This is a genomic window from Reyranella sp. GW821-FHT12G01 (assembly GCF_058806575.1).
On sequence record NZ_JBXAPV010000001.1, the window covers coordinates 2,086,605 to 2,112,624 of the forward strand.

The following is a 26,020-nucleotide window of genomic DNA, read 5'->3' on the forward strand; positions in this document are numbered from 1 at the left end:
GTCGTTCCGGCCCCGAGGCTGAGTAACGTTTTTGCCCTGCCCGGGTTGCCTGAACCGGGGAAAAGGGGCGTGAAGCAAGGCCCTTTATCATCCGCCGCAACTGCGGGCCCGCCCTGCAGTTGATCTCGAGAAATCTGGAACCGGAAACCCCCTGGAGGCCTTCGTGCGCACACTTCCGGCCATCGTTGCGCTATGTGTCGTCGCCGCGTCGACGACGGCATCGGCCGAGCCCTGGCGGGCGCGGGTGACGCTCGACCCCGCATCGGCGTTCGCCTGTCAGCAGGCCGATGTCTCGAAGCTGTTCTTCGATTTCGCCGATGCCGGAAGCGCCCTGTCGGTGAAGACCGGCGAGAGGACGGCTTTCCTGGTGCCGATGTCCGCCGACGGTTTCGTCAACAAGACCATCACCGTGCCGGTGGGAAGCAGGACCTTCACCGTCGATCTCGTTGGCAACGCGAGGGGCCGCGACCTGCAGGTGGTGAACCGGGAGTATTCCTGTCGCTTCAATCTCCTGCCCATGCCCTGACGCGCCTCGATGCGCTACAGTCGCCGTCCCGGGGGAGGGACCTGCGATGGCGCTGTTGAAATCGATCCTGTTGGGACTGTTCTTCACGCTGGCGGCAACGGCCGGCGCGACGGCGCAAGGGTGGAGCGAATACCGGTCCCAGGGCGGGCGCTACAGCATCCAGATGCCGGGAACGCCCGAGCTGGAGACGGTCCAGACGCCGGTCCAGGGCAAGAAGATCCCGATGATGCAGGCGGTGGTCGAGCGCCCCAACACAGCCTACCTCGTGAGCTACATGGACTATCCCGCCGAAGCGGTCGCGGGCCTCAGCCTCGACAAGGCGCTGGAGGCCGCGCGCGACGCCGTCGCCAAGGGCCACAAGCTGCTGTCGGACAAGGCGCTGACCGTGGCCGGCCAGCCGGCGCGGGAGTTCGTCATCGAACAGGACAAGGGCGTCGTCCTCGTCATGCGCATCGTGTTCGCGGGCGCGCGCTTCTATCAGATGGTCGTGGTCACGGTGACGCCCGGCGGCACCGCCGACCGCCCCGACACGCGCCGCTTCATCGATTCCTTCAGGATCGATCCTCCACCCGCGCGATAACGAGACGCGATCCGCGCGGTGCGCGCCGGTGCGCGGAAGGCGAAGTGCGCGGGACTGCGCGCGGGCTCATGTCCATCGGTCCAGAAGGTGGGCCGGCCTCCCGCCACCACGAAGAAGGGCGATTCCGGTTCGCCCGTGGAAAAGACCAGCCAGCCGGCGCCGTCGGAGCCGCCGTGATCTTCTGCGAGCTTGATACCGAGGGGCGCCAGCACCGCGCGATAGAAGGCGCCGGCGGCTGCGAGATCGCGGAAGACGATTCCCAGATGGTCGAACATGGCTGCTCCTTGCGGTGCAGAAGAATGCCACGCCGAAGCCGTCGAGGGGACCGACCCGGTCTACCTCGTCACCTGCTTCGATTGTCCGACCGAAAGGGCCGGCTTAGCTCCCCGGGAGGTGCGGGCGGCGCCTCAGCGCTCGCGCGCATCCTCGCGGCGGCGGGACGACTCTCCCCGTTCGTTGCGATATTGCGCGTGGCTCACGTTCGGCCAAAGCGGTTGCGCCATCCTATCCCCCGATAGGCCCTTTGCGGGCTTGTCCGGTGAAAGTGCCAGCCAGCGCTTACGCTGCCCTTACGACCCGTTCTGCAGAGAGCAACGACGCGCGAAAAATATGGGGACTCGCCACCAGGAAGTGCGGCCGGCTGGCAGCTCTTATGGAGGTCGTGACGCTAAACTTTATCTCGTATAGCGTGTGGTCCGGTAAAACGCTCGGGTGTCGGGGGAGACTTTGATGCGTACCTTTCCAGGGATGATTCTTGCCGGGATACTGCTCGCCGGCGCGGCCGCTTCGCCGCTCGGCGCGGCGGACTGCGACATGAAGCTCACGGTCCGGCATGTCGACAAGGACAAGACCGGCATCTACGCGGCTGACACGGGCATACCCGCGCTCTACTTCCGATCGAACCTCGACGTGAACACCGACGGGTCGTCGCGCTCCTATCACCCCGACGATCCCTGGGCGAACAAGGGCCTGGCCTTCAACAACATGGGCAACGCCCTCACCAACGTGCGCAAGCGTGATGGCACCAGCCTCCTGTGCTGGCCGCGGCAGGGCGAATGCTACTCGCGCCTTCTGCGCGCGTTCGAGAGCGCCCGGGACGCGAACTACGCGCCCGACGCCGAGTTCCAGGTCGCGACCAGAAGCATCATTCCGTGGGCCGTGCAGCCCGGCCAGGCCTGGCCGGTGCCGTGCCGGATCCAGAGCGGGCCCTACAAGGGCTATTTCGTTTCCCAGACGTCGCTGCTGGTCGATCCGTCGCGCTCCGAATGCGACCAGGCCCGCTACATCGATCCTCTCGTCTTCAACGCCATCGTCCTGCCCGGCGGCGCGGACTGGCGCTCGCAGGGCGTCCGCACCGACGACGGCGACTTCGTGGTCGTGCGCGACAATGCGACGGGCGTGACGGCCTTCGCGGTGACCGGCGACAGCGGCCCGCCAACCTCGATCGGAGAGGGTTCCATCCGGCTGGCGGCGGCTCTCGGGCAGAAGGAGGTCACCGGCACGGAGACCTATGAGGGGATCAAGAAGCTCGCGCGCGACGACGTGCAGTACGTGATCTTCCCCAAGCACGACATCAGGCGGGTCGTCGGGCTCACCTACACGCAGGCCGACATCGACAAGGCCGTCCGCACCGTCTTCGAGCAATGGGGCGGCGAGGCGCGACTGGCGGCCTGCAGGCCGTTGGCGAAGTAGTCGAGGCGTGAACGACGTGATCGCAGCGTGCGACGATCTGCTCGCCCGTACTGCGGAAATGTAGACGAGCCTCGAACGGTTCCGATTGCTGTAAACTTCCGCTTGATCGGCCCAGTCGCTAGTCTGGCCCGTCAGGCAAGGATCAGGAATGGCGTCGGATCAATCTTCCACTGGGGGCACCCGGCCCCGATGGTCGGGTAGCGAACTCAATCCCCTCGAAGGCGACCCGCCGGCCCGAACCTTCATCGAGCCGTCGCCCCGGCCGAAGCGCGAGGCGAAGCCCGCGCGCGAGCCGAAGCCCCCACGCCAGCCCAAACCCAAGCGCGAAGCGACGCCGCAGTCCAGGCGGCCTCCGCACTGGAAATGGAGCCAGGGCCGAGCCACCTTCTTCAACCTCAGCCCGATGCGCGCGCCGGCGCCGGTCGTGGAGGCCGTGCCGCTGGAGGTCGAGACGGTCATGCCGGCCTTCGTCTCGAAGGTCAGGGATCCGCAACTGCCGCCCGGCGCCTTTTCCGGCGCGGTCTATCGCGACGACGGGAAGATCGTTCCCGGCTTTCTGGAACATGACGAGCTGACGAAGCATCGCATCTACAGGCGCGTGAACCCGCCCACCGTCGAGCGCGCCCGGCTGGAGGAGGCGGCCCGCATTTACGGGACGAGCATTTACCTGGGCTCGCTCTCCGCCAACTTCGGCCAGTTCCTCCTCGAATCGCTGTCGCGCGCCTGGTACCTGACGAAGGCCGACGCGACCATCCCGGTGCTGTTCCACGACTGGAACGACCGGCTGAGCCCGCCGCCCTTCGCGACGAAGCTCCTGGCGGCGCTCGACGTGTCGCCCTCGCGCATCCGGATCGCCGCCAGTCGCGACCTTCTCGTGGCAAGGCTGATCGTGCCGTCGTCGCAGTTCTGGCAGGGCATCAAGGCGTCGCCCGGCATGTGCACCGTCTTCGATCACCTGCGCGAGCGGCTGTTGCGGGACCGGGCGAAGAAGGGGCCGACGCCCGAGAAGGTCTATCTCAGCCGGCGCGCGTTCGGCGCTGCACAGACCGGCGGAGCGCAACGCGGGACGATCGTCAACGAGGACGCGGCGGAAGCCCTGTTCCGAAGCAAGGGCTACGAGATCGTGCATCCCGAAGCGTTGCCGGTGGAGGAGCAGGTGGCCATCGTGGCCAACGCAACGCATGTCGCGGGGCCGTCCGGCTCGGCGCTGCACATGATGCTGTTCAATGCCAACCCGCAGGCGAAGCTGATCGAACTGCGCACCAAGTCGGCGTTCAATCAGCTCCTGATCGGCGCCATTCGCGGCAACGAGTCGTTCCACATCGCCTGTTCCAAGCTGGACAAGGATGTAGGCAACATCACGCTCGAGATGGACGTGCTCGAGAAGGCGCTACAGGAAATCGACTGAGCGCTCGCCGCTCAGCAGAGCGGCAGCTTGGCGTGATGCGGCTTCGGGGCCTGGGCTGTTCCCGTTCCTTGCGCCGATCCCTGCGCGACACGCTGCGCCCTGATGGCCTGGCGGCGCGCTTTCTCCTCGGCGGTCAGTTGCGGCCGCGGCTTGGCCTGGCGGCAGGCGGGGGCGCCGGCCTGGGGCTGGATCGTGGGCGGCTGCGTCGTCGGCGGCTGCATCACCGGCGGCGAATAGGGAGCGGTGGCGGTGTTCGGGGCGCTGCCCGGACCGGGGCCTGGGCCTGCATTGGGCGCACCGTCGTTGGCGGCCAGTGCGGCAGTGGACGATGCCGTGACGAGCAGGGCGCACAGCCAGAGTCTCGAGGACATGATCTACTCCACCGATTTTCGCTTCGGCCCCTATAGGCCTGCGAAATACGTCGTTTCGGTGGGAGGCTTCGGGCTTGTCTGGGGCAATTGCCGTGCAGATGCGCTGAAGATGCAGAGGCCGCGCGCTCACACGATCAGGAAGTCGTGGTGGTCGAGCACCGTGCCCGGCGTGACCTGCGCGAAGGCGATGGCGGGCTTCACGCCGACGCCGTCGACATCGTAGGAGATCACGCCCGTGCTCTGGTCGTAGAGGATGTGCTGGTCCTTGGTGGTGGGGGCGGAGGCGGTGAAGAAGGCCTCGTCGAGCGAGCCGGCGCTGCCGATGCGCTTGAAGATCGAATCGTCGAGCGCGATGTGGTCGGTGCCGTGCTGGAAGTCGGTAATCGTGGCGTGGTTCGCCGCGGTGAGGCGGCTTGCGAAGACGAAGGTGTCGGCGCCGCCGCCGCCGGTCAGCGTGTCGATCCCGCTGGCGCCCGCGATCGTGTTCGCGGCATCGTTGCCGGTGATCGTGTTGGCCGCCTTGTTGCCCGTCGCGTCGATCGCGGCCGTGCCTGTGAGCGTCAGGTTCTCGACGTTGCCACCCAGGATGAAGCTGATGCTCGACCGCACCTCGTCGTTGCCGCCGCCCGGCCGTTCCGAGACCTTGTCGCCTGGATTGTCGACGATATAGGTGTCGTCGCCCGCACCGCCGGTCATCGTGTCGGCGCCCGCGCCGCCGTCGATGACGTTGGCGCCGGCATAGCCGATGATCGTGTTGGCGAGGCTGTTGCCAGTGAGCGCGATGTCCCCGGCGCCGAGCGCGCGCAGGATCTCGACATTGGCCGAAAGCGTGTGGCTCACGGAGGTGAAGACGGTGTCGGTGCCGTGGTTGGCGGTCTCGACCACGACATCGCCGGCGTCGTCGACGTAATAGGTGTCGTCGCCGTCGCCGCCGATCATCGTGTCGGCGCCACCCTTGCCGTTCAGCCTGTTGTTGGCGTCGTTGCCGGTCAGCGTGCCGGCGAACTCGTTGCCGGTGAGGTCGATCGCGACGTTGGCGTACTCCGCGGCGGGATTGACCGACAGGAACTCGATCGACATGTTCGCGCGCAACACGTAGCTCACGCTCGTATAGACCGTGTCGGTGCCGGCGCCGGCATATTCGATCACCTGGTCGCGCGCGGAGTCGACGTAGAACGTGTCGTTGCCCGGTGCGCCGGTCATGATGTCGATGCCGCGGCCGCCGTCGAGGATGTCGTCGCCGTTGCCGCCGTCGAGCCGGTCGTCGTAGATGCCGCCGCTCAGCGTGTCGTTGCCCTCGCTGCCATACACGGTGCCGCTGACCCGCCCGACGCCGCTGTAGGTGTCGTTGCCCAAGTTTAAGTTGACGTTGCCCTGGATCACGCCGTCGTTGACGACGGTGTCGGTCGATGCTGACCGAAATATCGAGATGTCGCCGATGATCGAGCCGGCATTGGTGAGGTTGAGGGCGGCGCCGTTGCTGTAGATCGCCGTGCCCGCCGTGCCCTGGATGGTGCCGCCGGCCGTATTGACGATGGTGTTGGTGCCGCTGTTGTTGAAGGAATAGACCCCGAACATCCCGACCACGCTGCCGGAATTGGTGAGCGTGGCGGTGCCCCGGCCCATAGCGGTGAAATCGACCCCGGCATTGTCGGCGGCGATGGTGCCGTAGTTCGTGACGGTCCCGGCGTTCGTGACCGAGACACCACTGGCGGCATTCCCGAAGATGGACCCGTAGTTGGTGACCGATCCGCCGGAGAAGTAGACGGCGCCACCGCCGCTCTCCCGGTAGACGCTGCCGGTCGACGCAATGGTCAGCAGGGTATCCGAGCTGCCATTGATACCGGCGATGGCATACCCCGCCAGCAGGGTCTTCCTGCCGTCCTCGACCGAGATCAGGCTGTACTGGCCGGGACCGAAAACGACATCGTAAGCCATGGCGCGCACTCCCTCGCTTTCGAAAGCGGGGTGCCACGCGCCCGGTTCAGCGGGAAGGCGAGGGGGGAGCGATTGAGACGTTGATGTAAAAACGCTGCGAATCTGAGACGCAGCGCAAACAGTTTCAGGTCCTGTGCGGTTACACGATCAGGAAGTCGTGATGGTCGAGCACGGTGCCGGCCGTGACCTTGCCGATCGCGACGGCGGCCTGGGCGCCGTTGCCGTCGACGTCGTAGGAGATCACGCCGGTGCCCTGGTCGTAGAGGACGTGCTGGTCCTTCGTCGTGGGCGCGGAGGCGGTGAAGAAGGCGGCGTCGAGCGCGCCGTCGGTGCCCATCTTCTTGAAGTAGTAGTGGTCGAGCGCGATGTGGTCGGTGCCGTGCTCGAAGTCGGTGATGGTTGCGTAATTCACCATCGCATCCGGCTTGCTCGAGAAGATGAACGTGTCCGCGCCGGCGCCGCCGGTCAGCGTATCGATCCCGCCCTTGCCGTCGATGACGTTCGCAGCACCATTGCCGACGATGGTGTTGGCCGCCTTGTTGCCGGTGCCGTCGATCGCGGCCGAGCCGGTGAGGGTCAGCTTCTCGATGTAATTGCCCAGGGTGAAGCTGATGCTCGCCTCGACGGCATCGTCGCCGCCATCGGCCTTCTCGATGATCTTGTCGCCTGCGTTGTCGACGACGTAGGTGTCGTTGCCCGCGCCGCCGGTCATGGTGTCGGCGCCCGCGCCGCCATCGATCCGGTTGTTGCCGTCGTTGCCCACGATGGTGTTGTCGAGGCCGTTGCCGGTGAGGTCGATATTGCCGGTGCCCTGCGCCTTCAGGAGCTCGACATTGGCCGACAGGCCATAGCTGACGGTCGTGTAGACCGTATCGGTGCCATGGTTCGCGGTCTCGGTCACGATGTCGCCGGCATCGGTCACGTAATAGACGTCGTCGCCGTCGCCGCCGATCATCGTGTCGTTGCCGCCCATCCCGGTCAGGATGTTGCGGGCATCGTTGCCGATCAGCGTGTTGGCGTATTCGTTGCCCGTCAGGTTGATCGCGAGGTTGGCGTAAGCCGCGTCCGGATTGATCGCCAGGACCTCGATCTCGGTGCCGGCCCGCAGCGTGTAGGTCACGCCGGTGTAGATCGTGTCGGTGCCGCCGCCATCGGCCTCCAGCGCCCGGTCGGAACTCGAGTCGAAGTAGTAGGTATCGTCACCCAGCCCGCCGGACATCGTGTCGGCGCCCGCGCCGCCGTCGAGGATGTTGTTGCCGTCGTTGCCGGTCATCGTGTTGGCGAGCGCGTTGCCGGTGCCGTTGATGTTGTCGGTGCCGGAGAGGAACAGCTTCTCGACATTGGCCGTGAGCGTGTAGCTCACCGACGCGCGCACCGTGTCGCTGCCGCCCGCCGCGCCCGCGGCCTCGATCACCACGTCGTCGATATTGTCGACGTAGTAGGTGTCGTTGCCGGTGCCGCCTTCCATCGTGTCGGCGCCGACGCCGCCATCGAGCTTGTCGGCCCCGTCGCCACCCACCAGCGTGTCGTCGCCCGCGCCGCCGAACAGCGTGTTGGCGAATTCGTTGCCGGTCAGGGTGAGGCCCACCGAGATGAGCGTCGAGGCGCGCAGGTATTCGATCTCCTGGCCCGCCGCCAGCGTGTAGCTGACGGTGGTGCGGATCGTGTCGTTGCCGCCCGTGTCGATCACCACGTCGTGCTCGTCGTCGACATAGTAGGTGTCGTTGCCGAGGCCGCCTTCCATCGTGTCGGCGCCCAGGCCGCCATCGAGCTTGTCGTTGCCGCCACCACCGATCAGCGTGTCGTTGCCGTCGGCGCCGAACAAGGCGACGCCGCCGTCGTTGGCGGTGAGGGTGAGGCCGCTCGTGCCGGCCATCGCGCGGAGGTATTCGATCTCCTGGCCGGCGGTCAGCGTGAAATCGACGCTGGTGTAGACCGTGTCGTTGCCCTGGCCTGCCGTCTCGATCACCACGTCGCCGGCATCGTCGACGAAGTATTTGTCGTTGCCGAGGCCGCCGGTCATCGTGTCGGGACCGGCGCCGCCGTCGAGGGTGTCGTTGCCGTCCAGGCCGTTCAGGATGTCGGTATGCGCGGTGCCGGTGAGGACATCGTCGCCCGTGGTGCCGGTCAGGATGGCGGCCACCACGGCGATGCCCTGCTGGATGTCGATCTCGGCATCGCCCAGCACCCAGCGGTCGAACGTGCCAGCGCCGTCGCTGAACGAGCCCGTCTTGATCCAGGCCTCGGTGCCCAATGCCACCGCGTCGCCGGCATTGCCTTCGACGGTCAGCACGTGCTTGCCGCCCGCGACGGCGCCGACGCCGCCGAGGATGGAAGCTGCGTCAACCTTGAGCGTGTTGTTGCCGGTGCCCGTGAGATCGATGCGCTCGATGCTGTCGAGCCTCGCCGCCATCAAGGCATCGGTGAGATCGAGCGACAGGCCCGCGCCCGACAGCGCCAGCGTGTCGATGCCGTTGCCGCCGTCGGCCAGCCGGAACGTGAGGTCGCTGACCACCAATCGGTCGTTGCCTGCGCCGGCGTGGAACACGTCGGCCCCGCCGCCGCCGGTCAGCACGTCGTCGCTTGCACCGCCGATCAGCATCTCGGCCGCACCCGTGCCGGTCGTCGTCACCGAGGCGCCGAAGGCGTTACCGAACACGATGTAGCTCGAGCCCGAAGACGCACCGCTGAGGGAGGCGTTGGGCGCGCCGACGATCAGGTCGTCGTAGCCGTCGCCATTCACGTCGCCCGCCGAGGCGACCGACGTGCCGCTTCCATCGCCCGTCGTGCCGAACAGCTCGATGCCGGCATCGCCGAGATGGCCGAGGTCGATGTTGTCGGCGAAACCGGAGGCCTTGCCGAACACGACGTAGCTCGTGCCGAACCTGTTGCCGTCCGAACCGGCATTGGTGGCGCTGACGATCAGATCGTCGAAACCATCGCCGTTGAAGTCGCCCGCCGACGCCACCGAATAGCCGGCGAAATTGCTCTCGCCCGCGCCGCTCAGGCGGAAGCCGTTGCTGCCGTCGAGCGTCGAGAGATCGAAGCTGGCGCCGAAGCCCGACGCCTTGCCGAACACCACATAGCTGGCGCCCGTGCTGTTGTAGCCGGCTTGCCAGCTGCCGACGATCAGGTCGTCGAAGCCGTCGCCGTTGATGTCACCCGCCGACGCGACCGCGCGGCCGACCCGATCATAAGGTGCGCCGACCAGCTTGAAGCCGGTGCTGCCGTCGAGGGTGCCGAGGTCGAACTCGGCGGCAAAGCCGCCGGCCTTGCCGAAGATCACATAGCTGGTGCCGGCAAGGTGGCCGTCGGGGTCGGCGTAGCGGGCGCCGACGATCAGGTCGTCGAAGCCGTCGCCGTTGACATCACCGGCCGAGGCGACCGAGCCGCCCAGGAAGTTCGAGGTCGACGCGCCCTTGAGGACAAAGCCGTTGCTGCCGTTCAGCGTCGCCAGATCCATCGTGGCGTCGAAGCCACCGGCCTTGCCGAACACCACGTAGCTGGTGCCGGAGTAGGTGCCGTTCGGCGAGCCGTAAGGCGCGCCGATGACCAGGTCGTCGAAGCCGTCGCCGTTCAGATCGCCCGCGGATGCGACCGACATGCCGACCTGTTCGAACAGCGACACGCCATCCAGCCGGAACCCGTTGGTGCCATCCAGCGTGGTGAGGTCGAGGTTGGTGCCGAAGCCCGATGCCGTGCCGAACACGACGTAGCTCGCGCCGCTGGAATGATCGCCGCCGTCGAAGCGGGGCGCGCCGATGATCAGGTCGGCATAGCCGTCACCGTTCACGTCGCCCGCCGACGCGACCGCCTGGCCGCTGAAGCCCGGGCCACTCAGCTTGAAGCCGTTGCTGCCGTCCAGCGCCGAGAGATCGATCGAAGCACCGAAGCCCGACGCCTTGCCAAACACGACGTAGCTGCCGGCGTTGGAACTGCCGACGATCAGGTCGGCGAAGCCGTCGCCATTGAGGTCGCCCGCCGATGCGACCGAGAGGCCGCTGCGGTCGTTGTCCGCCACGCCGTCCAACCGGAAGCCGAGAGTGCCGTCGAGGCTCGAGAGCTGGACGTTCTGCGCGTGCGGCACGGTCAGGCCGCGCTCGATATTGACCTCGGCATTGCCCAGCGCCCAGCGATCGAAGGTGCCGCTGGCGTCGGTGAAGGAGCCGACCTTCGCCCAGTACTGCTCCGTCAGCAGAACCGTATCGCCGGCATTGCCCATGACCGTCAGCACGTGCTTGCCGCCGGTGACGGCGCCGACGCCGTTCAGGACCGCGAACTGGTCGATCGTCAGCGTGTTGTTGCCGGTGCCCGTGAGGTCGATGCGCTCGATGCTTTCGAGCTTTGCCGCCATCGTCAGGTTGGTGAGGTCGAGCGAGAGGCCCGAACCGTCGAGCGCCAGCGTGTCGGTGCCGGTGCCGCCGTCGGCCAGGCGGAAGGTGAGGTCGCTCACCACCAGACGGTCGTTGCCCGCGCCGGCATGGAATACGTCGGTTCCACCGCCGCCCGTCAGCACGTCGTTGCCGCGCCCGCCGGTGAACACTTCCGTCGCCGAGGTGCCGGTCGTCGTGACCGGCGTGTCCGAAGCGCCGAACGCGCCGCCGAACACGATGTAGCTCGTGCCCGAGTAACCGGCGTTGATGGAGCCATTCGGTGCGCCGACGATCAGGTCGTCGTAGCCGTCGCCATTCACATCGCCCGCCGAGGCGACCGACGTGCCGCTGCTGTCGCGCGCCGTGCCGATCAGCTCGATGCCGGCATCGCCGAGATGGCCGAGGTCGATGTTGGCGGCGAAGCCCGAGGCCTTGCCGAACACCACGTAGCTCGTGCCGGACCCGTCGCCCACACCGGTGGCGCTGACGATCAGGTCGTCGAAGCCGTCGCCGTTGACGTCGCCCGCCGAGGCGACCGAATAGCCGGCGAGATTGCTCTCGCCCGCGCCACTCAGGCGGAAGCCGTTGCTGCCGTCGAGCGTCGAAAGATCCATCGTGGCGTCGAAGGCCGACGCCTTGCCGAACACCACGAAGCTGGCGCCCGTCCTGTTGTAGCCAGCCTGCCAGCTGCCGACGATCAGGTCGTCGAAGCCATCGCCGTTCACGTCGCCCGCCGAGGCGACTGCCCGGCCGGCCCGGTCGTACGGCGCGCCGACCAGCTTGAAGCCGGTGCTGCCGTCGAGGGTTCCGAGGTCGAACTCGGCGGCAAAGCCACCGGCCTTGCCGAAGATCACGTAGCTCGTGCCGGCAAAGCGGCCGTCCGGATCGGCATAGCGGGCGCCGACGATCAGGTCGGCGAAGCCATCGCCATTGACGTCACCGGCCGACGCGACCGAACCGCCGAGGAAGTTCGAGGCCGACGCGCCCTTGAGGACAAAGCCGTTGCTGCCGTCCAAGGTCGACAAATTCATCGAGTAGCTGAAGCCCGACGCCTTGCCGAACACCACGTAGCTGGTGCCGGAGTAGGTGCCGTTCGGCGAGCCATAAGGCGCGCCGATGATGAGATCGTCGAAGCCGTCCCCGTTGATGTCGCCTGCCGACGCGACCGACATGCCGACCTGTTCGAACAGCGACACGCCGTCCAGCCGGAACCCGTTGGTGCCGTCCAGGGTGGTGAGGTCGAAGTTGGCTACAAAGCCCGACGCGGAGCCGAACACGACGTAGCTCGCGCCGCTCGAATGGTCGCCGCCGTCGTACCGGGGCGCGCCGATGATCAAGTCGGCATAGCCGTCGCCGTTGACGTCGCCCGCCGACGCGACCGCCTGGCCGCTGAAGCCCGGGCCACTCAGCTTGAAGCCGTTGCTGCCGTCCAGCGACGAGAGATCCATCGAAGCGCCGAAGCCCGACGCCTTGCCGAACACCACGTAGCTGCCGGCGCTGAAGCTGCCGACGATCAGGTCGGCATAGCCGTCGCCGTTGAGGTCGCCCGCCGACGCGACCGAGAAGCCGCTGCGGTTATTGGTCTCCGCTCCGTTCAGCGTGAAGCCCAGGGTGCCGTCGAGGCCCGAGAGCACGAGGTTCTGCAAATGCGGCACGGTCAGGCCGCGCTCGATGTTGACCTCGGCGTTGCCGAACACCCAGCGGTCGAAGGTGCCGCTGGCATCGGTGAAGGAACCGGCCCTGGCCCAGGCCTCGTTGTCGCTCAGCAGCACCGTATCGCCGGCATTGCCCTCGACCGTCAGCACGTGCTTGCCGCCGGAGACGGCGCCGACGCCGCCCAGCACCGCGAAAGAATCGATCGTCAGCGTGTTGTTGCCGGTGCCGGTGAGGTCGATGCGCTCGATGCTGTCGAGCTTCGCCGCCATCATCGGATCGGTGAGGTCGAGCGACAGGCCCGCGCCCGACAGCGCCAGCGTGTCGGTGCCGCTGCCGCCGTCGGCCAGGCGGAAGGTGAGGTCGCTCACGACCAGACGGTCGTCGCCCGCGCCGGCGTGGAACACGTCGGTTCCGCCGCCGCCGGTCAGCACGTCGTTGCCGCGCCCGCCCGTCAGGATTTCGGCTGCGGCCGTGCCGGTGGTCGTGACCGGTGCGTCCAGGGCGCCGAACGCGCCGCCGAACACGACATAACTCGTGCCGGAAAAGGCACCGTTCGAGCTGGCAAACGGGGCGCTGACGATCAGATCGTCGTAGCCATCGCCGTTCACGTCGCCCGCCGACGCCACCGAATAGCCGGCGTTATTGCGTGTCGCCTCGCCGCTCAGCTTGAAGCCGTTGCTGCCGTCGAGCAGTCCAAGGTCGAGGTCGGCGGCAAAGCCCGACGCCTTGCCGAACACGACGTAGCTCGCGCCGGAGTAGGCGCCGTGCGCAGAGACGAACTGGGCGCCGACGATCAGGTCGTCGAAGCCGTCGCCGTTGAAATCGCCCGCCGAGGCGACCGACCAGCCGGTGGCGTCCCAACCGGTCACACCGCTCAGGCGGAAGCCGTTGCTGCCGTCGAGCGTCGCAAGATCCATCGTGGTGCCAAAGCCCGACGCCTTGCCGAACACCACGTAGGCCCAGCCGATATAACCGCTGCCGGCATACGGAGCGCCGATGATCAGGTCGGCAAAGCCGTCGCCGTTGACATCGCCCGCCGATGCGACGGAGCGGCCTGTCCAGTCGCCGCCGTTCAGTTTGAAGCCGTTGCTGCCGTCGAGGCTCGCGAGATTCGTGTTGGCGGCAAAGCCCGACGCCTTGCCGAACACCACGTAGGCCGCATTCTGATAGCGAGAGCCGACGATCACATCGTCGAAGCCGTCGCCATTGATGTCGCCCGCCGAACCAAGGGCATAGCCGCCGCTCAGCTTGAAGCCGTTGACGCCGTCGAGCGACGAGAGATCGAAGCTGGCGTCGAAGCCGGAAGCCTTGCCGAACACCACATAGCTGGCGCCGTTCGGGGTGCCGAATCTGGCAGCGACCATCATGTCATCGTAGCCGTCTCCATTGACGTCGCCCGCCGAAGCTACGAAGACACCCGAGCCGTTGTTCCCGGAAACACCGTTCAGCACGAATCCGTTCGTGCCATCGAGGCTGGCAATATCGAGGCTGCCGTAAAAACCAGTTGCCTTGCCGAACACCACGTAGCTGGCTCCGGCAAAGCCATTCACGCCCGTGGCGCCGACGATCAGGTCGGCGAAACCGTCGCCGTTGATATCGCCCGCCGACGCGACCGCGATGCCGAGGAGGCTTTGCGCGGGGCCATACACCCTGAAGCCGTTGCTGCCATCCAGGGTCGAGAGATCGATGGTCGGATCGAAGCCCGACGCCTTGCCGAACACGATGTAGCTCGAGCCGGAATAAGTGCCGTTGTAGGTTGCGCCGTAGGCCCCGACGATCACATCGGCAAAGCCATCGCCGTTGATGTCACCCGCCGCGACCGAGCGGCCGCTGCGCTCTGACGCGCCCCCGCCGATCATCTTGAAGCCGTTGGTGCCGTCGAGGCTCGAAAGATCGAGGTTTGCCGGAGCAGCGACGATCACGCCCTGCTTCACGTCGACCTCGGCATTGCCGAGGATGTAGCGGTCGAAGGTACCGCTCGAATCGGTGAACGATCCGGACTTCACCCAGGAAAAGTCGCCGAACGACACCTTGTCGCCGGCATTGCCGTCGACCGTGAGCACGTAATTGCCGCCGATCTCGGCGCCGATGCCGCCCAGTACAGCGGCCCGGTTGATCGTCAGCGTGTTGTTGCCGGCGCCGGTGAGGTCGATGCGCTCGATGCTGTCGAGCTTCGCCGCCGTCAGCGGATCGGTGAGGTCGAGCGACAGGCCCGCGCCATCGAGCGCCAGCGTATCGGTGCCGCTCCCGCCCTTGGCCTGGACAAAGTTCATGTCGCTGACGACCAGCCGGTCGTCGCCGCCGCCGCCGTCGAACTTGTCCGCGCCGCCGCCGCCCGTCAGCTTGTCGTTGCCGTCGTCACCGAACAGGCTGTTGGCCAGCTCGTTGCCGGTGAGGTACAGCCCGACCGAGCCCGCATTGGTGCGCAGGACCTCGATCTCCAGTCCCGCCGCCAGCGTGAAGTCGACGCTCACGTAGATCGTGTCGGTGCCGCCGCCCGCCAGCTCGATCACCTCGTCGCCGGGAGCGTCGAGGATGTAGGTGTCGTCGCCCGCGCCGCCGGTCATCGTGTCGTTGCCGGCGCCGCCGTCGAGGATGTCGTTGCCGTCACCGCCGAACAGGCTGTTGGCCATGTAGTTGCCGGTGAGGCTCAGACCGGTCGTGCCGGCATTGGCGCGCAGGACCTCGACACCGACTTCGTCCGCCAGCGTGAAGTCGACGCTGGTGTAGATCGTGTCGTAGCCGCCTTCCGTCTCGATCACCTGGTCGCCGACATTGTCGACATAGTAGGTGTCGTTGCCCGCGCCACCGCTCAGGATGTCGGCACCCGCACCGCCGTCGAGCGTGTCGTTGCCGATATAGCCGAGCAGGGTGTTGGCCAGCTCGTTGCCGGTGAGGTGCAATCCGGTCGCGCCCGCGTTGACGCTCAGGACCTCGACAGAAGTGCCGGCCGCCAGCGTGTAGTCGACGCTGGTGTAGACCGTGTCGGTGCCGCCGCCCGCCGTCTCGACGACCTGGTCGCCGGCATTGTCGACATAATAGGTGTCGTCGCCCGCGCCGCCGGTCATCGTGTCGGCGCCCGCGCCGCCATCGAGGATGTCGTTGCCGGCGCCGCCGATCAGGCTGTTGGCCAGCGCGTTGCCGGTGAGGCTCAAACCGGTCGTGCCGGCATTGGCGCGCAGAACCTCGATCTCCTGTCCGGCCGCCAGCGTGTAGTCGACGCTCGCGTAGACCGTGTCGGTGCCGCCGCCCGCCTGCTCGACCACCTGGTCGCCGGCATTGTCGACGTAATAGGTGTCGTTGCCCGCGCCGCCCGTCATCGTGTCGGCGCCCAGCCCGCCGTCGAGCGTGTCGTTGCCGGCGCCGCCGAGCAGGCTGTTGGCCATGCCGTTGCCGGTGAGGCTCAATCCGGTCGTACCGGCATTGGCGCGCAGGTTCTCGACCTGGGTGCCGGCCAGCGAGTAGTCGAGCGTGGTGTAGATCGTGTCGGTGCCGCCGCCCGCCAGTTCGACCACCTGGTCGCCGGCATTGTCGACGTAATAGGTGTCGTCGCCCGTGCCGCCGGTCATCGTGTCGGCGCCCGCGGCGCCATCGAGGATGTCGTTGCCGTCCAGGCCGTTCAGGATGTCCGGGCGTGACGTGCCGGTGAGGGTATCGTTGCCTGCGGTGCCGTTCAGGGTGGGGCCGGGGACGGCGACGCCCTGCTGGATGTCGACCTCGGCGTTGCCCAGCACCCAGCGGTCGAACGTGCCGTTGGCGTCGGTGAACGAGCCGGTCTTGCTCCAGTTCTCGGCGCCCAGTTGCACCGTGTCGCCGGCATTGCCCATGACCGTGAGCACGTGCATGCCGCCCGAGGCGGCATCGACGAGGCCGGTGACGGTCCGCGCGTTGAGCACCAGCGTGTTGTTGCCGGTGCCGGTGAGATCGATGCGCTCGATGCTCTCGACCCGCGTTCCGGGGAGGGTGAGGTCGAGCGTCTGGCCCGCGCCCGACAGGGCCAGCGTGTCGCTGCCGCTGCCGCCGTCGGCCAGGCCGAAGGTGACGTCGCTCACCACGAGGCGATCGTCGCCGGCGCCGGCATGGAACACGTCCGCGCCGCCGCCGCCCGTCAGCACGTCGGCCGTCGAGCCGCCGATCAGGATCTCCGCCGCCGCCGTGCCGGTCGTCGTCACCGCGCCACCGAAGGCGGCGCCGAACATGACATAGGCCGCGCCGCGCCCCACGGTGCCGGTCGCGTCGGCGCCGATGATCAGGTCGTCGTAGCCGTCGCCGTTCACGTCGCCCGCCGCGGCGACCGAGATACCGGCGGCATCGCTGGCCGCAGCGCCGCTCAGCTTGAAGCCGTTGATGCCGTCGAAGAGGGAGAGATCGAGGTTGGCGGCAAAGCCGCCGGCCTTGCCGAACACCAGGTAGCTCGCGCCGGAATTGGCGCCGTGCGGGTCGGCTCCGTTGGCGCCGACGATCAGGTCGTCGTAACCGTCGCCGTTCACGTCGCCCGCCGAGGAGACCGAGATGCCGGCGGCATCGTCGGCCGCGGTGCCGCTCAGCTTGAAGCCGTTGCTGCCGTCCAGACTCGAAAGATTGACGTTGGCCGCGAAGCCCGAGCCCTTGCCGAACACCACGTAACTCGCGCCGGAACTGCTGCCGTGCGGGTCGGCGCCGTTGGCGCCGACGATCAGGTCGGCGTAGCCGTCGCCATTGATGTCGCCGGCCGAGGAGACCGAGATGCCGGTATTGTCGGCGGCCGTAACGCCGGTCAGCTTGAAGCCGTTGCTGCCGTTCAGGGTCGTGAGGTTGATGTTGGCGGTGAAGCCCGAGGCCTTGCCGAACACCACGTAGGCGGCACCGGGGTCGGAGCTCACGCCCGAGAAGGTGGCGCCGATGATCAGGTCGTCGAAGCCGTCGCCGTTGACGTCGCCCGCCGACGCAACCGATGTGCCGGGGTAACTGAACGTGGGCGTGCCGCTCAGCTTGAAGCCGTTGGTGCCGTTCAGGGTGGACAGAGTGAACGTGGCGGCGAAACCCGTTGCCTTGCCGAACACGACGTAGCTCGCATTGCCGATCGGAGAACCGACGATCAGGTCGTCGTAGCCGTCGCCGTTGATGTCTCCGGCCGATGCCACCGACCGGGCCGCGTCGTTTGCGCCGCCGACCAGCTTGAAGCCGGTGGTGCCGTCGAGGCCGGACAGATTGATGGTGGTGCCAAACGACCCCTTGCCGAACACGACGTAGCCGGTGCTGCCGCTGCGGTCGCCGACGATCAGGTCGTCGTAGCCATCGCCGTTGATGTCGCCCGCCGACGCCACCGCAAGGCCGGCCTGATCGTTAGCCGCCACGCCGTTCAGCTTGAAGCCGGTGGTGCCGTTCAGCGTGGACAGGTCGATGTTGGCGGAGAAGCCCGATGCCTTGCCGAACACCACGTAACTCGCGCCGGAACTGTTGCCGTTCGGGTCGGCCAGGGGCGCGCCAATGATCAGGTCGTCGTAGCCGTCGCCGTTGACGTCGCCCGCCGACGCGACCGAGTGGCCCGCGGTGTCGCGCGCCGTCACACCGGTCAGCTTGAAGCCGTTGGTGCCGGTCAGTCCCGACAGATCGACGTTCGGCACGCCGACATAGACGCCCTGCTTGACGTCGACCTCGGCGTTGCCCAGCACCCAGCGGTCGAAGGTGCCGCTGGCATCGGTGAACGAGCCGGTCTTGGCCCAGGCTTCGGTGCCGAACGAGATCCTGTCGCCGGCATTGCCCTCGACCGTCAGCACGTGCTTGCCGCCGGTGACGGCGCCGACGCCACCCAGCACGGCGGCCTGGTTGATGGCGAGGGTGTTGTTGCCGCTGCCGGTCAGGTCGATGCGCTCGATGCCGTCAAGTCTGCCGGCCATCGCCACGGAGGTGAGGTCGAGCGTCTGGCCAGCGCCCGACAGCGCCAGCGTGTCGGTGCCCAGCCCGCCGTCGGCCAGGCGGAAACTGAGATCCGCCACGACGATTCGATCGTTGCCCGCACCGCCGTTGAATACGTCGGCTCCGCCGCCGCCCGTCAGCACGTCGTTGCTGCTGCCACCGATCAGGATCTCGGCCGCCGCGGTGCCCGTCGTCGTGACCGTCGTCCCGAAGGCGGCACCGAACACCACATAGCTTTCGCCGGTGAGGGTGTCGTTGACCCACGACTGGGGGGCCGCGCCGATGATCAGGTCGTCGTAACCGTCGCCGTTGACGTCGCCGGCCGAGGCGATCGAGCGGCCGCTGAAGCTGTTCGCCGGGCCGCTCAGCCTGAAGCCGGTGATGCCGTTCAGGGCGGAAACATCGACGGTGGCGCCAAAGCCCGATGCCTTGCCGAACACGATGTAGCTTGCACCGGAATTGCCGCCGTTCGGTTGCAGGCTCATGTCCGAGAGGAGCAGGTCGTCGTAGCCGTCGCCGTTGAAGTCGCCGGCGGAGGCGACGGAATTGGCCGCGGTGTTGAGCTTGAAGCCGTTGCTTCCGTTCAGCGTCGTGAGATCGACGTTGGCGGTGAAGCCCGAGGCCTTGCCGAACACGACATAGCTCGCGCCCGTGGCCCCGACGATCACGTCGTCGTAGCCGTCGCCATTCACGTCACCCGCCGACGAGATCGTGCCGCCGCCGTTCAGCTTGAAGCCCGTGGCGCCATCCAGCGTGGAAAGGTCCAGACTGGCGGTGAAACCCGAGGCCTTGCCGAACACGACGTAGCTCGAGCTCCCGACGCCGATAGCCAGGTCGTCGTAGCCGTCGCCATTGACGTCACCGGCCGACGCAACGGAGGCGATGCTGAAGCCACCCGCCGACGGGCCGGTCAGCTTGAAGCCGGTGACGCCATCGAGCGTGGAAAGGTTGATGGTGGCGGCGAAGGCCGACGCCTTGCCGAACACGACATAGCTCGTGGGGCGATTGCCGTTGATCGAGGGCGCGCTGATGATCAGGTCGTCGAAGCCGTCGCCGTTGATGTCTCCCGCCGACGCGACCGCGCGGCCCGCCAATTCGGACGGACCCTCGCCGATCAGCTTGAAGCCGTTGACCCCATTGAGCGTGGAAATGTTGATGTTGGCGGCGAAGCCCGACGCCTTGCCGAACACGACAAAGGCCGAGCCGGCCAGGTAACCATTCGGGTTGGAGTAGCCGGCGCCGATGATCAGATCGTCGAAGCCGTCGCCGTTGAGGTCGCCTGCGGACGAGACCGACACGCCGCTATAGTCATTCGATGTCGTGCTGCTCAGCGCGAAGCCGTTGGTGCCATCGAGCGTCGAAAGATTGATGTTGGCGGGGAAGCCCGACGCCTTGCCGAACACGACATAGCTTGCGCCGGCATCGAAGCTGCCGCTGGCGCCCCTGGCGCCGATGAGCAGGTCGGCGAAGCCGTCGCCATTCACGTCGCCGGCCGACGCGACCGAATAGCCGGCCTGATCGCCCGCACCCACGCCGGTCAGCTTGAAGCCGGTGGTGCCGTTCAGGCTGGAGAGGTCGATGTTCAAGCCGAAATAGACGCTCTGTTTGACGTCGACCTCGGCGTTGCCCAGCACCCAGCGGTCGAACGTGCCGCTGGCATCGGTGAACGAGCCGGTCTTTGTCCACGCCTCGTTGCCGAACGAGATCTTGTCGCCGACGTTGCCTTCGACCGTGAGTACGTGCTTGCCGCCCGTGACGGCGCCGACGCCGCCCAGCACGGCGGCCTGGTTGACGATGAGAGTGTTGTTGCCGGAGCCGGTGAGATCGATGCGCTCGATGCCTTCCAGCCTGCCCGCCATCGCCACGGAGGTGAGGTCGAGCGTCTGGCCCGCGCCCGACAGCGCCAGCGTGTCGGTGCCGTTGCCGCCGTCGACCAGACGGAAATTGAGATCGGCCACGACGATGCGATCGTTGCCCGCGCCGGCGTTGAACACGTCGGCCCCGCCGCCGCCCGTCAGCACGTCGTTGCCGAGGCCGCCGATCAGGACTTCGGCCCCGCCGGTGCCCGTCGTCGTCACGGGGGTGCTGCCCCCGACGGCGCCGCCGAACACCACATAGCTTTCGCCGGTAAGGGTGTCGTTCACCCATGACTGGGGGGCCGCGCCGATGATCAGGTCATCATAGCCGTCGCCGTTGACGTCGCCGGCGGAAGCGATCGATCGGCCGCTGAAGCTGTTCCCCGCGCCACTCAGCTTGAAGCCGGTGATGCCGTTCAGGGTGGAAACGTCGACGGTGGCGCCAAAGCCCGATGCCTTGCCGAACACGATGTAGCTCGCACCGGAATTGCCGCCGTTCGGTTGCGCGCTCACGTCCGCGAGGAGCAGGTCGTCGTAGCCGTCGCCGTTGAAGTCGCCGGCGGAGGCGACCGAATTGGCGGAGGTATTGAGCTTGAATCCGTTGCTTCCGTTCAGCGTCGTGAGGTCGACGTTGGCCGCGAAGCCCGAGGCCTTGCCGAACACGACATAGCTTGTGCCCGTCGCCCCGACGATCACATCGTCGTAGCCGTCGCCGTTGACGTCACCCGCTGACGAGATGCTGATGCCGCCATTCAGTTTGAAGCCCGTGGCGCCGTTGAGCGTGGAAAGATCCAGATTGGCGGCGAAGCCCGAGGCCTTGCCGAACACGACGTAGCTCGAGCCCCCGCCGGCGATGCTCAGGTCATCGTAGCCGTCGCCATTGACGTCACCGGCCGACGCGACGGAGGAGCCGCTAAAGCCGGGCCCGGACACGCCAGTCAGCTTGAAGCCGTTGGCGCCATCGAGCGTGGAAAGGTTGATGTTGGCGGCGAAAGCCGACGCCTTGCCGAACACGACATAGCTCGTGGGGCGATTCCCGTTGATCGAGGGGGCGCCGATGATCAGGTCGTCGAAGCCGTCGCCATTCACGTCTCCCGCCGACGCGACCGAGCGGCCCGCCAATTCGGACGGCCCCTCGCCAATCAGCTTGAAACCGGCAACGCCATCGAGCGTGGAAATGTTGATGTTGGCGGCGAAGCCCGATGCCTTGCCGAACACGACAAAGGCCGAGCCGGCCAGGTAGCCATTCGGGTTGGAATAGCCGGCGCCGATGATCAGGTCGTCGAAGCCGTCGCCGTTCAGGTCACCGGCAGACGAGACCGACACGCCGCTATAGTCGTTCGACGTCGTGCTGCTCAGCTTGAAGCCGGTGGTACCATCGAGCGTCGAGAGGTTGATGTTGGCGGCGAAACCCGACGCCTTGCCGAAAACCACATAGCTTGCACCGGCATCGAAGCTGCCGCTGGCGCCCCTGGCGCCGATGAGCAGATCGGCGAAACCGTCGCCATTCACGTCGCCGGCCGACGCGACCGAATAGCCGGCCTGGTCGCCCGCGCCCACGCCCGTCAGCTTGAAGCCGGTGGTGCCATCCAGGCTGGAAAGATTGATATTGGCCGGAAACGCCATGACTGACCGCCTTGCACATCCCGGCCTGTCGACGATCGCGGGGTGAGCGGCCTGTAAGCACAACGCGAGGAAGCGTGCACTTTTAGTGCGGTAAGTTGAGGAAGGCCATTTGAATCACGCCCAGCTGTGCACAATTGCAGCTAGGCGCGTTCGGTTTCGAACGCTAACCGCTCGCCGTCGATTCACACGATGAGAAAATCATGATGATCGAGCACGGTGCCGGGTGTGACCTCGCCGATCGCGACCGCGGCTTTGGCGCCCACGCCATCAGCGTCGTAGGAAATCACGCCCGTCGCGCTGTCGTAAAGGATGTGCTGGTCCTTGGTCGTGGGGGCGGAAGCGGTGAAGAACGCCTCGTCGAGCGCGCCATCGATGCCGATCTTCTTCAGATAGTAGTGATCGAGCGCGATGTGATCGACGCCGTGCTCGAAGTCGGTGATGGTGGTGTAGTTCACGCCGGCGTCGGCCTTGCTCGCGAACACGAACGTGTCGGCGCCACCGCCGCCGGTCAGCGTGTCGAAGCCGCCCTTGCCATTCAGCACATTGGCCGCCCCGTTGCCCGTGATCGTGTTGTCGGCCTTGTTACCCGTGCCGTTGATCGAGGCCACGCCGGTAAGCGTGAGGTTCTCGATGTTGGCGCCCAGGGTGAAGCTGACGCTCGACCGCACCTCGTCATTGCCGCCGTGGACTCGCTCGGAGACTTTGTCGCCCGCATTGTCGACGATGTAGGTGTCGTTACCCGCGCCGCCGGTCATCGTGTCCGCGCCCGCGCCGCCGTTGAGGATATTGTTGCCGGCGTTGCCGATGAGCGTGTTCGCCAGGCTGTTGCCGGTGAGGTTGATGTCGTCCGTGCCCAGCGCCCGCAGGATCTCGACATGGGCCGGCAGCGCGTAGCTCACCAACGTGAAGACCGTGTCGGTGCCGTGGTTGGCTGTCTCGACCACGACGTCTCCGGCATCGTCGACGTAGTAGACGTCGTCGCCGTCGCCGCCGATCATCGTGTCGGCGCCGGCGCCACCGTCGAGCCTGTTGTTGCCGGCATTGCCGATCAGCGTGTTGGCGAACTCGTTGCCGGTGAGGTTGATCGCAAGGGTGGCGTAGTCGGCATCGGGATTGACCGCGAGGGTCTCGATCTCCTGGCCCGCGCGCAACACGTAGCTCACCGTGGTGTAGACCGTATCGTTGCCGCCGCCGACCGCTTCGATCACACGGTCGCCTCGCGAATCGACATAGAAGGTGTCGTCGCCCAGCTCGCCGGTCATGACATCGTCGCCGCGCCCGCCGTCGAGGATGTCGTCGCCGACGCCGCCATTGAGCCGGTCGTCGAAAGCGCCGCCGGTCAGCGTATCGTTGCCTTCGTCACCCCAGACCGTCAGGTCGACCTGTCCCGTGCCTCGATAAGTGTCGTTGCCCTGACCGAGAATGACGTGGCCCTGGATCGAGCCGTTGTTCACGACGGTATCGTTGCCGTTGCCGGTTTTGACGTTGCCGACGATCGTTCCGGCATTGTTGATCGTCGCGGTCGAACCATTCCAGGTCACGCCGGCGTTCCCGGCGATGACCCCGTAATTGTTGAGCATCAGGGTCCCGCTGGCACCTAAAATGGCACTGCCGCGGGCGGACGTCAGGAGGCCGAAGTTGGTGACCGATAAAGTTTCTCCAAGGTCCGCCATAAAGACGGCATTGCTCGCGCCGGTCGCTTCTATCGTGCCCAAATTGATAAGCGTGCCGCCGTACCAGAAAATGGCGCCGTGAAAACTTGCCGTTACGCTCCCACTTGCTCCGAGCTTGACGATGCCACCGCTATCGACGCTGAGGCCGCTTTGCCCCCAGACGGCTCCATAGACAGAGACACTCGCGTTGGCCGCGACGCGGACGGTGCTGAATGCAGAGGTTGGGAGCACGCCGATCCGCGTGAGCGGCGCGATCACGTCGCCATTGACCATTTCCAGAGACAGCGCGTTGGTCGAATATACCGTCATCGGATCCTCCCGTTTCGCGGAAGGCGGTTGGCCCGCTCCGGCGATGTGCGCGGCGAGGTGCCATGTGTCCGCTTCATCGAGAAGAGGCCGGACGCAGGATTGAGACGTGGGTGAAAACGGCGCTCGCTTTTAGAGACGCAAAGGCAACGGCTCCACGCCGGCCGGGCCTCCGGCGTTCCTAGACGATCAGGAAATCGTGGTGATCGAGCACGGTGCCCGGCGCCACCTGGCCGATCGCGACGGCGGCTGTCACGCCGTTGCCGTCGATGTCGTAGGAGATCACGCCCGTCGCGCTGTCGTAGAGGATGTGCTGGTCCTTGGTGGTGGGCGCGGACGCCGTGAAGAACGCTTCGTCGAGCGCGCCATCGGTGCCGATCTTCTTCAGGTAGTAGTGATCGAGCGCGATGCGATCGACGCCGTGCTCGAAGTCTGTGATGGTCGTGTAGTTCACGGCGGCATCGGCCTTGCCCGCGAACACGAACGTGTCGGCGCCACCGCCGCCGGTCAGTAGGTCGAAGCCGCCCTTGCCGTTCAGCACATTGGCCGCCCCGTTGCCCGTGATCGTGTTGTCGGCCTTGTTGCCGGTGCCGTTGATCGCGGCCACGCCGGTGAGCGTGAGCGTCTCGACGTTGGCGCCCAGGGTGAAGCTGACGCTCGACCGCACCTCGTCATTGCCGCCATCGACCCGCTCGGAGACTTTGTCGCCCGCGTTGTCGACGATGTAGGTGTCGTTACCCGCGCCGCCGGCCATCGTGTCGGCGCCCGCGCCGCCGTCGATCAGGTTGTTGCCGGCGTTGCCCACGATCTTGTTGGCGAGGCCGTTGCCGGTGAGGGCGATGTCGGCCGTGCCGGTGGCCTGCAGGGTCTCGACATTGGCCGGCAGCGTGTAGCTGACGGTCGTCAGGATCGTGTCGTTGCCGTGATTGGCGGTCTCGGTGACGACGTCGCCGGCATTGTCGACGTAGTAGGTGTCGTTGCCCGCGCCGCCGATCATCGTGTCGGCGCCGATCTTGCCGTTCAGCTTGTTGGCGGCGTCGTTGCCGATCAGCGTGTTGTCGAACTCGTTGCCCGTGAGGTTGAGGGCGAGGTTGGCGTAGTCGGCGCCGGGATTGATCGCGAGGGTCTCGATCTCCTGGCCGGCGAGCAGCGTGTAGCTCACGCTGGTGTAGATCGTGTCCGTGCCGCCGCCGATACTCTCGATCACCCGGTCGCCGATGGAGTCGACATAGAAGGTGTCGTTGCCCGACCCGCCGGTCATGATGTCGTCGCCGCGGCCGCCGTCCAGGATGTCGTTGTCGGCGCCGCCGTTCAGCGCATCGTCATAGATGCCGCCGCTCAGCGTGTCGTTGCCGTCGTTGCCGAAGACCGTTCCCACGACCTGACCCGCGCCGCGGAAGGTATCGTTCCCGGCGTTGAGATCGACATCGCCCTGCATCAGCCCGTTGTTGACCACGACGTCGTCCTGCACCCCGCCGAACACCTTGCCGATGATGTCTCGCGAATTGGTCAGGACGAGCTTGCTTCCCCCGGGCGTCACGGCCGTGCCGGCGGTGCCGCTGTAGCTCGCGATCAGCCCGGTGTTGTTGATCGTCGTCAGGTCGCCGGCCCCGACGATGGCGGTCGCGGCGATGACGGTGCCGCCGAGATTGTCGAATTTCAGCGAGGTGTAGCCACGGGCAAAGACGTAGAGGCCGTAATTGTCTCCCGAGATGATCCCGACGTTGGAGACGACGTTGCTGCCGCCGTCCATGACGACGCCGAAGAGCGCGCCATCGATGCCGCCGTAATTGTACAGCGTGCCGCTCTTTTCGAATTCCGCGCCGGCCCTGTCGCGGCCGGAGAGGCTTCCAGACGGGGTGACCGTGAGGGTGGCGCCGGGAGAGGCGTACACGGCCAGGAGACCCCAGACCGAGCCGGCGATCCGGACGGCGGCATCTTGGTCGATCTGGGCCACGAAGACGCCGTTGGCCCCGCCAACGACCGCTCCCGGCGCGATCATGTCGCCGTCGACCAGGAACAGACTGGTCGAGTTTCCCGTGTAGACCGTCATGCGGCACCTCCCTGAGAGGCGCGCACTCTAGCGATTGCCCGGATTCGGGTTTTTCCGCTGCGTC

The 26,020-nt window shown here is 66.7% G+C and carries 10 protein-coding genes; 4 read left to right on the top strand and 6 right to left on the bottom strand.

Annotated features, from left to right (window positions below; genetic code table 11):
• The first annotated feature begins 163 nt into the window (after positions 1–163).
• Both AC1RP5_RS10040 and AC1RP5_RS10045 read left to right on the top strand, forming a co-directional pair.
• The gene (locus AC1RP5_RS10040) at positions 164–526 is read left to right on the top strand and encodes a hypothetical protein (RefSeq protein ID WP_493110499.1); all 363 of its coding nucleotides are present in this window, start codon (positions 164–166) and stop codon (positions 524–526) included.
• A gap of 46 nt (positions 527–572) precedes the next feature.
• On the top strand, positions 573–1,106 hold the full coding sequence (locus tag AC1RP5_RS10045; RefSeq protein ID WP_493110500.1) for a hypothetical protein: 534 nt from the start codon (positions 573–575) through the stop codon (positions 1,104–1,106).
• Here AC1RP5_RS10045 and AC1RP5_RS10050 read toward each other — a convergent pair.
• Positions 1,004–1,381, bottom strand: coding sequence for a VOC family protein (locus AC1RP5_RS10050; protein WP_493110501.1), 378 nt, complete (start codon positions 1,379–1,381; stop codon positions 1,004–1,006). The genes AC1RP5_RS10045 and AC1RP5_RS10050 overlap by 103 nt on opposite strands.
• 454 nt (positions 1,382–1,835) lie before the next feature.
• On the opposite strand from AC1RP5_RS10050, the gene AC1RP5_RS10055 reads away from it, so the two are divergent.
• Both AC1RP5_RS10055 and AC1RP5_RS10060 read left to right on the top strand, forming a co-directional pair.
• Positions 1,836–2,798: a hypothetical protein gene (locus AC1RP5_RS10055; protein WP_493110502.1), complete on the top strand. Its 963-nt coding sequence runs from the start codon at positions 1,836–1,838 to the stop codon at positions 2,796–2,798.
• A 148-nt stretch (positions 2,799–2,946) separates the two neighbouring features.
• Positions 2,947–4,206 carry a glycosyltransferase family 61 protein gene (locus AC1RP5_RS10060; RefSeq protein WP_493110503.1) on the top strand — a complete coding sequence of 420 codons (1,260 nt, stop codon included), beginning with the start codon at positions 2,947–2,949 and terminating at the stop codon, positions 4,204–4,206.
• 11 nt (positions 4,207–4,217) lie between these two features.
• Here the strand turns inward: AC1RP5_RS10060 and AC1RP5_RS10065 are convergent, their stop codons facing one another.
• The 5 genes from AC1RP5_RS10065 to AC1RP5_RS10085 form a co-directional block, all read right to left on the bottom strand.
• Positions 4,218–4,577: a hypothetical protein gene (locus tag AC1RP5_RS10065; RefSeq protein WP_493110504.1), complete on the bottom strand. Its 360-nt coding sequence runs from the start codon at positions 4,575–4,577 to the stop codon at positions 4,218–4,220.
• A gap of 126 nt (positions 4,578–4,703) precedes the next feature.
• Positions 4,704–6,515, bottom strand: a complete 1,812-nt coding sequence (locus tag AC1RP5_RS10070) for a beta strand repeat-containing protein (RefSeq protein ID WP_493110505.1) — start codon at positions 6,513–6,515, stop codon at positions 4,704–4,706.
• Between the two features lie 139 nt (positions 6,516–6,654).
• Positions 6,655–21,924 (bottom strand): hypothetical protein, encoded by a 15,270-nt coding sequence (locus AC1RP5_RS10075; RefSeq protein WP_493110506.1) that lies wholly within the window; start codon positions 21,922–21,924, stop codon positions 6,655–6,657.
• A gap of 182 nt (positions 21,925–22,106) precedes the next feature.
• On the bottom strand, positions 22,107–23,906 hold the full coding sequence (locus AC1RP5_RS10080) for a calcium-binding protein (protein ID WP_493110507.1): 1,800 nt from the start codon (positions 23,904–23,906) through the stop codon (positions 22,107–22,109).
• 178 nt (positions 23,907–24,084) lie between these two features.
• Entirely contained in the window at positions 24,085–25,956 is a 1,872-nt protein-coding gene (locus AC1RP5_RS10085; RefSeq protein ID WP_493110508.1) for a calcium-binding protein, read from the bottom strand.
• Positions 25,957–26,020 lie beyond the last annotated feature (64 nt).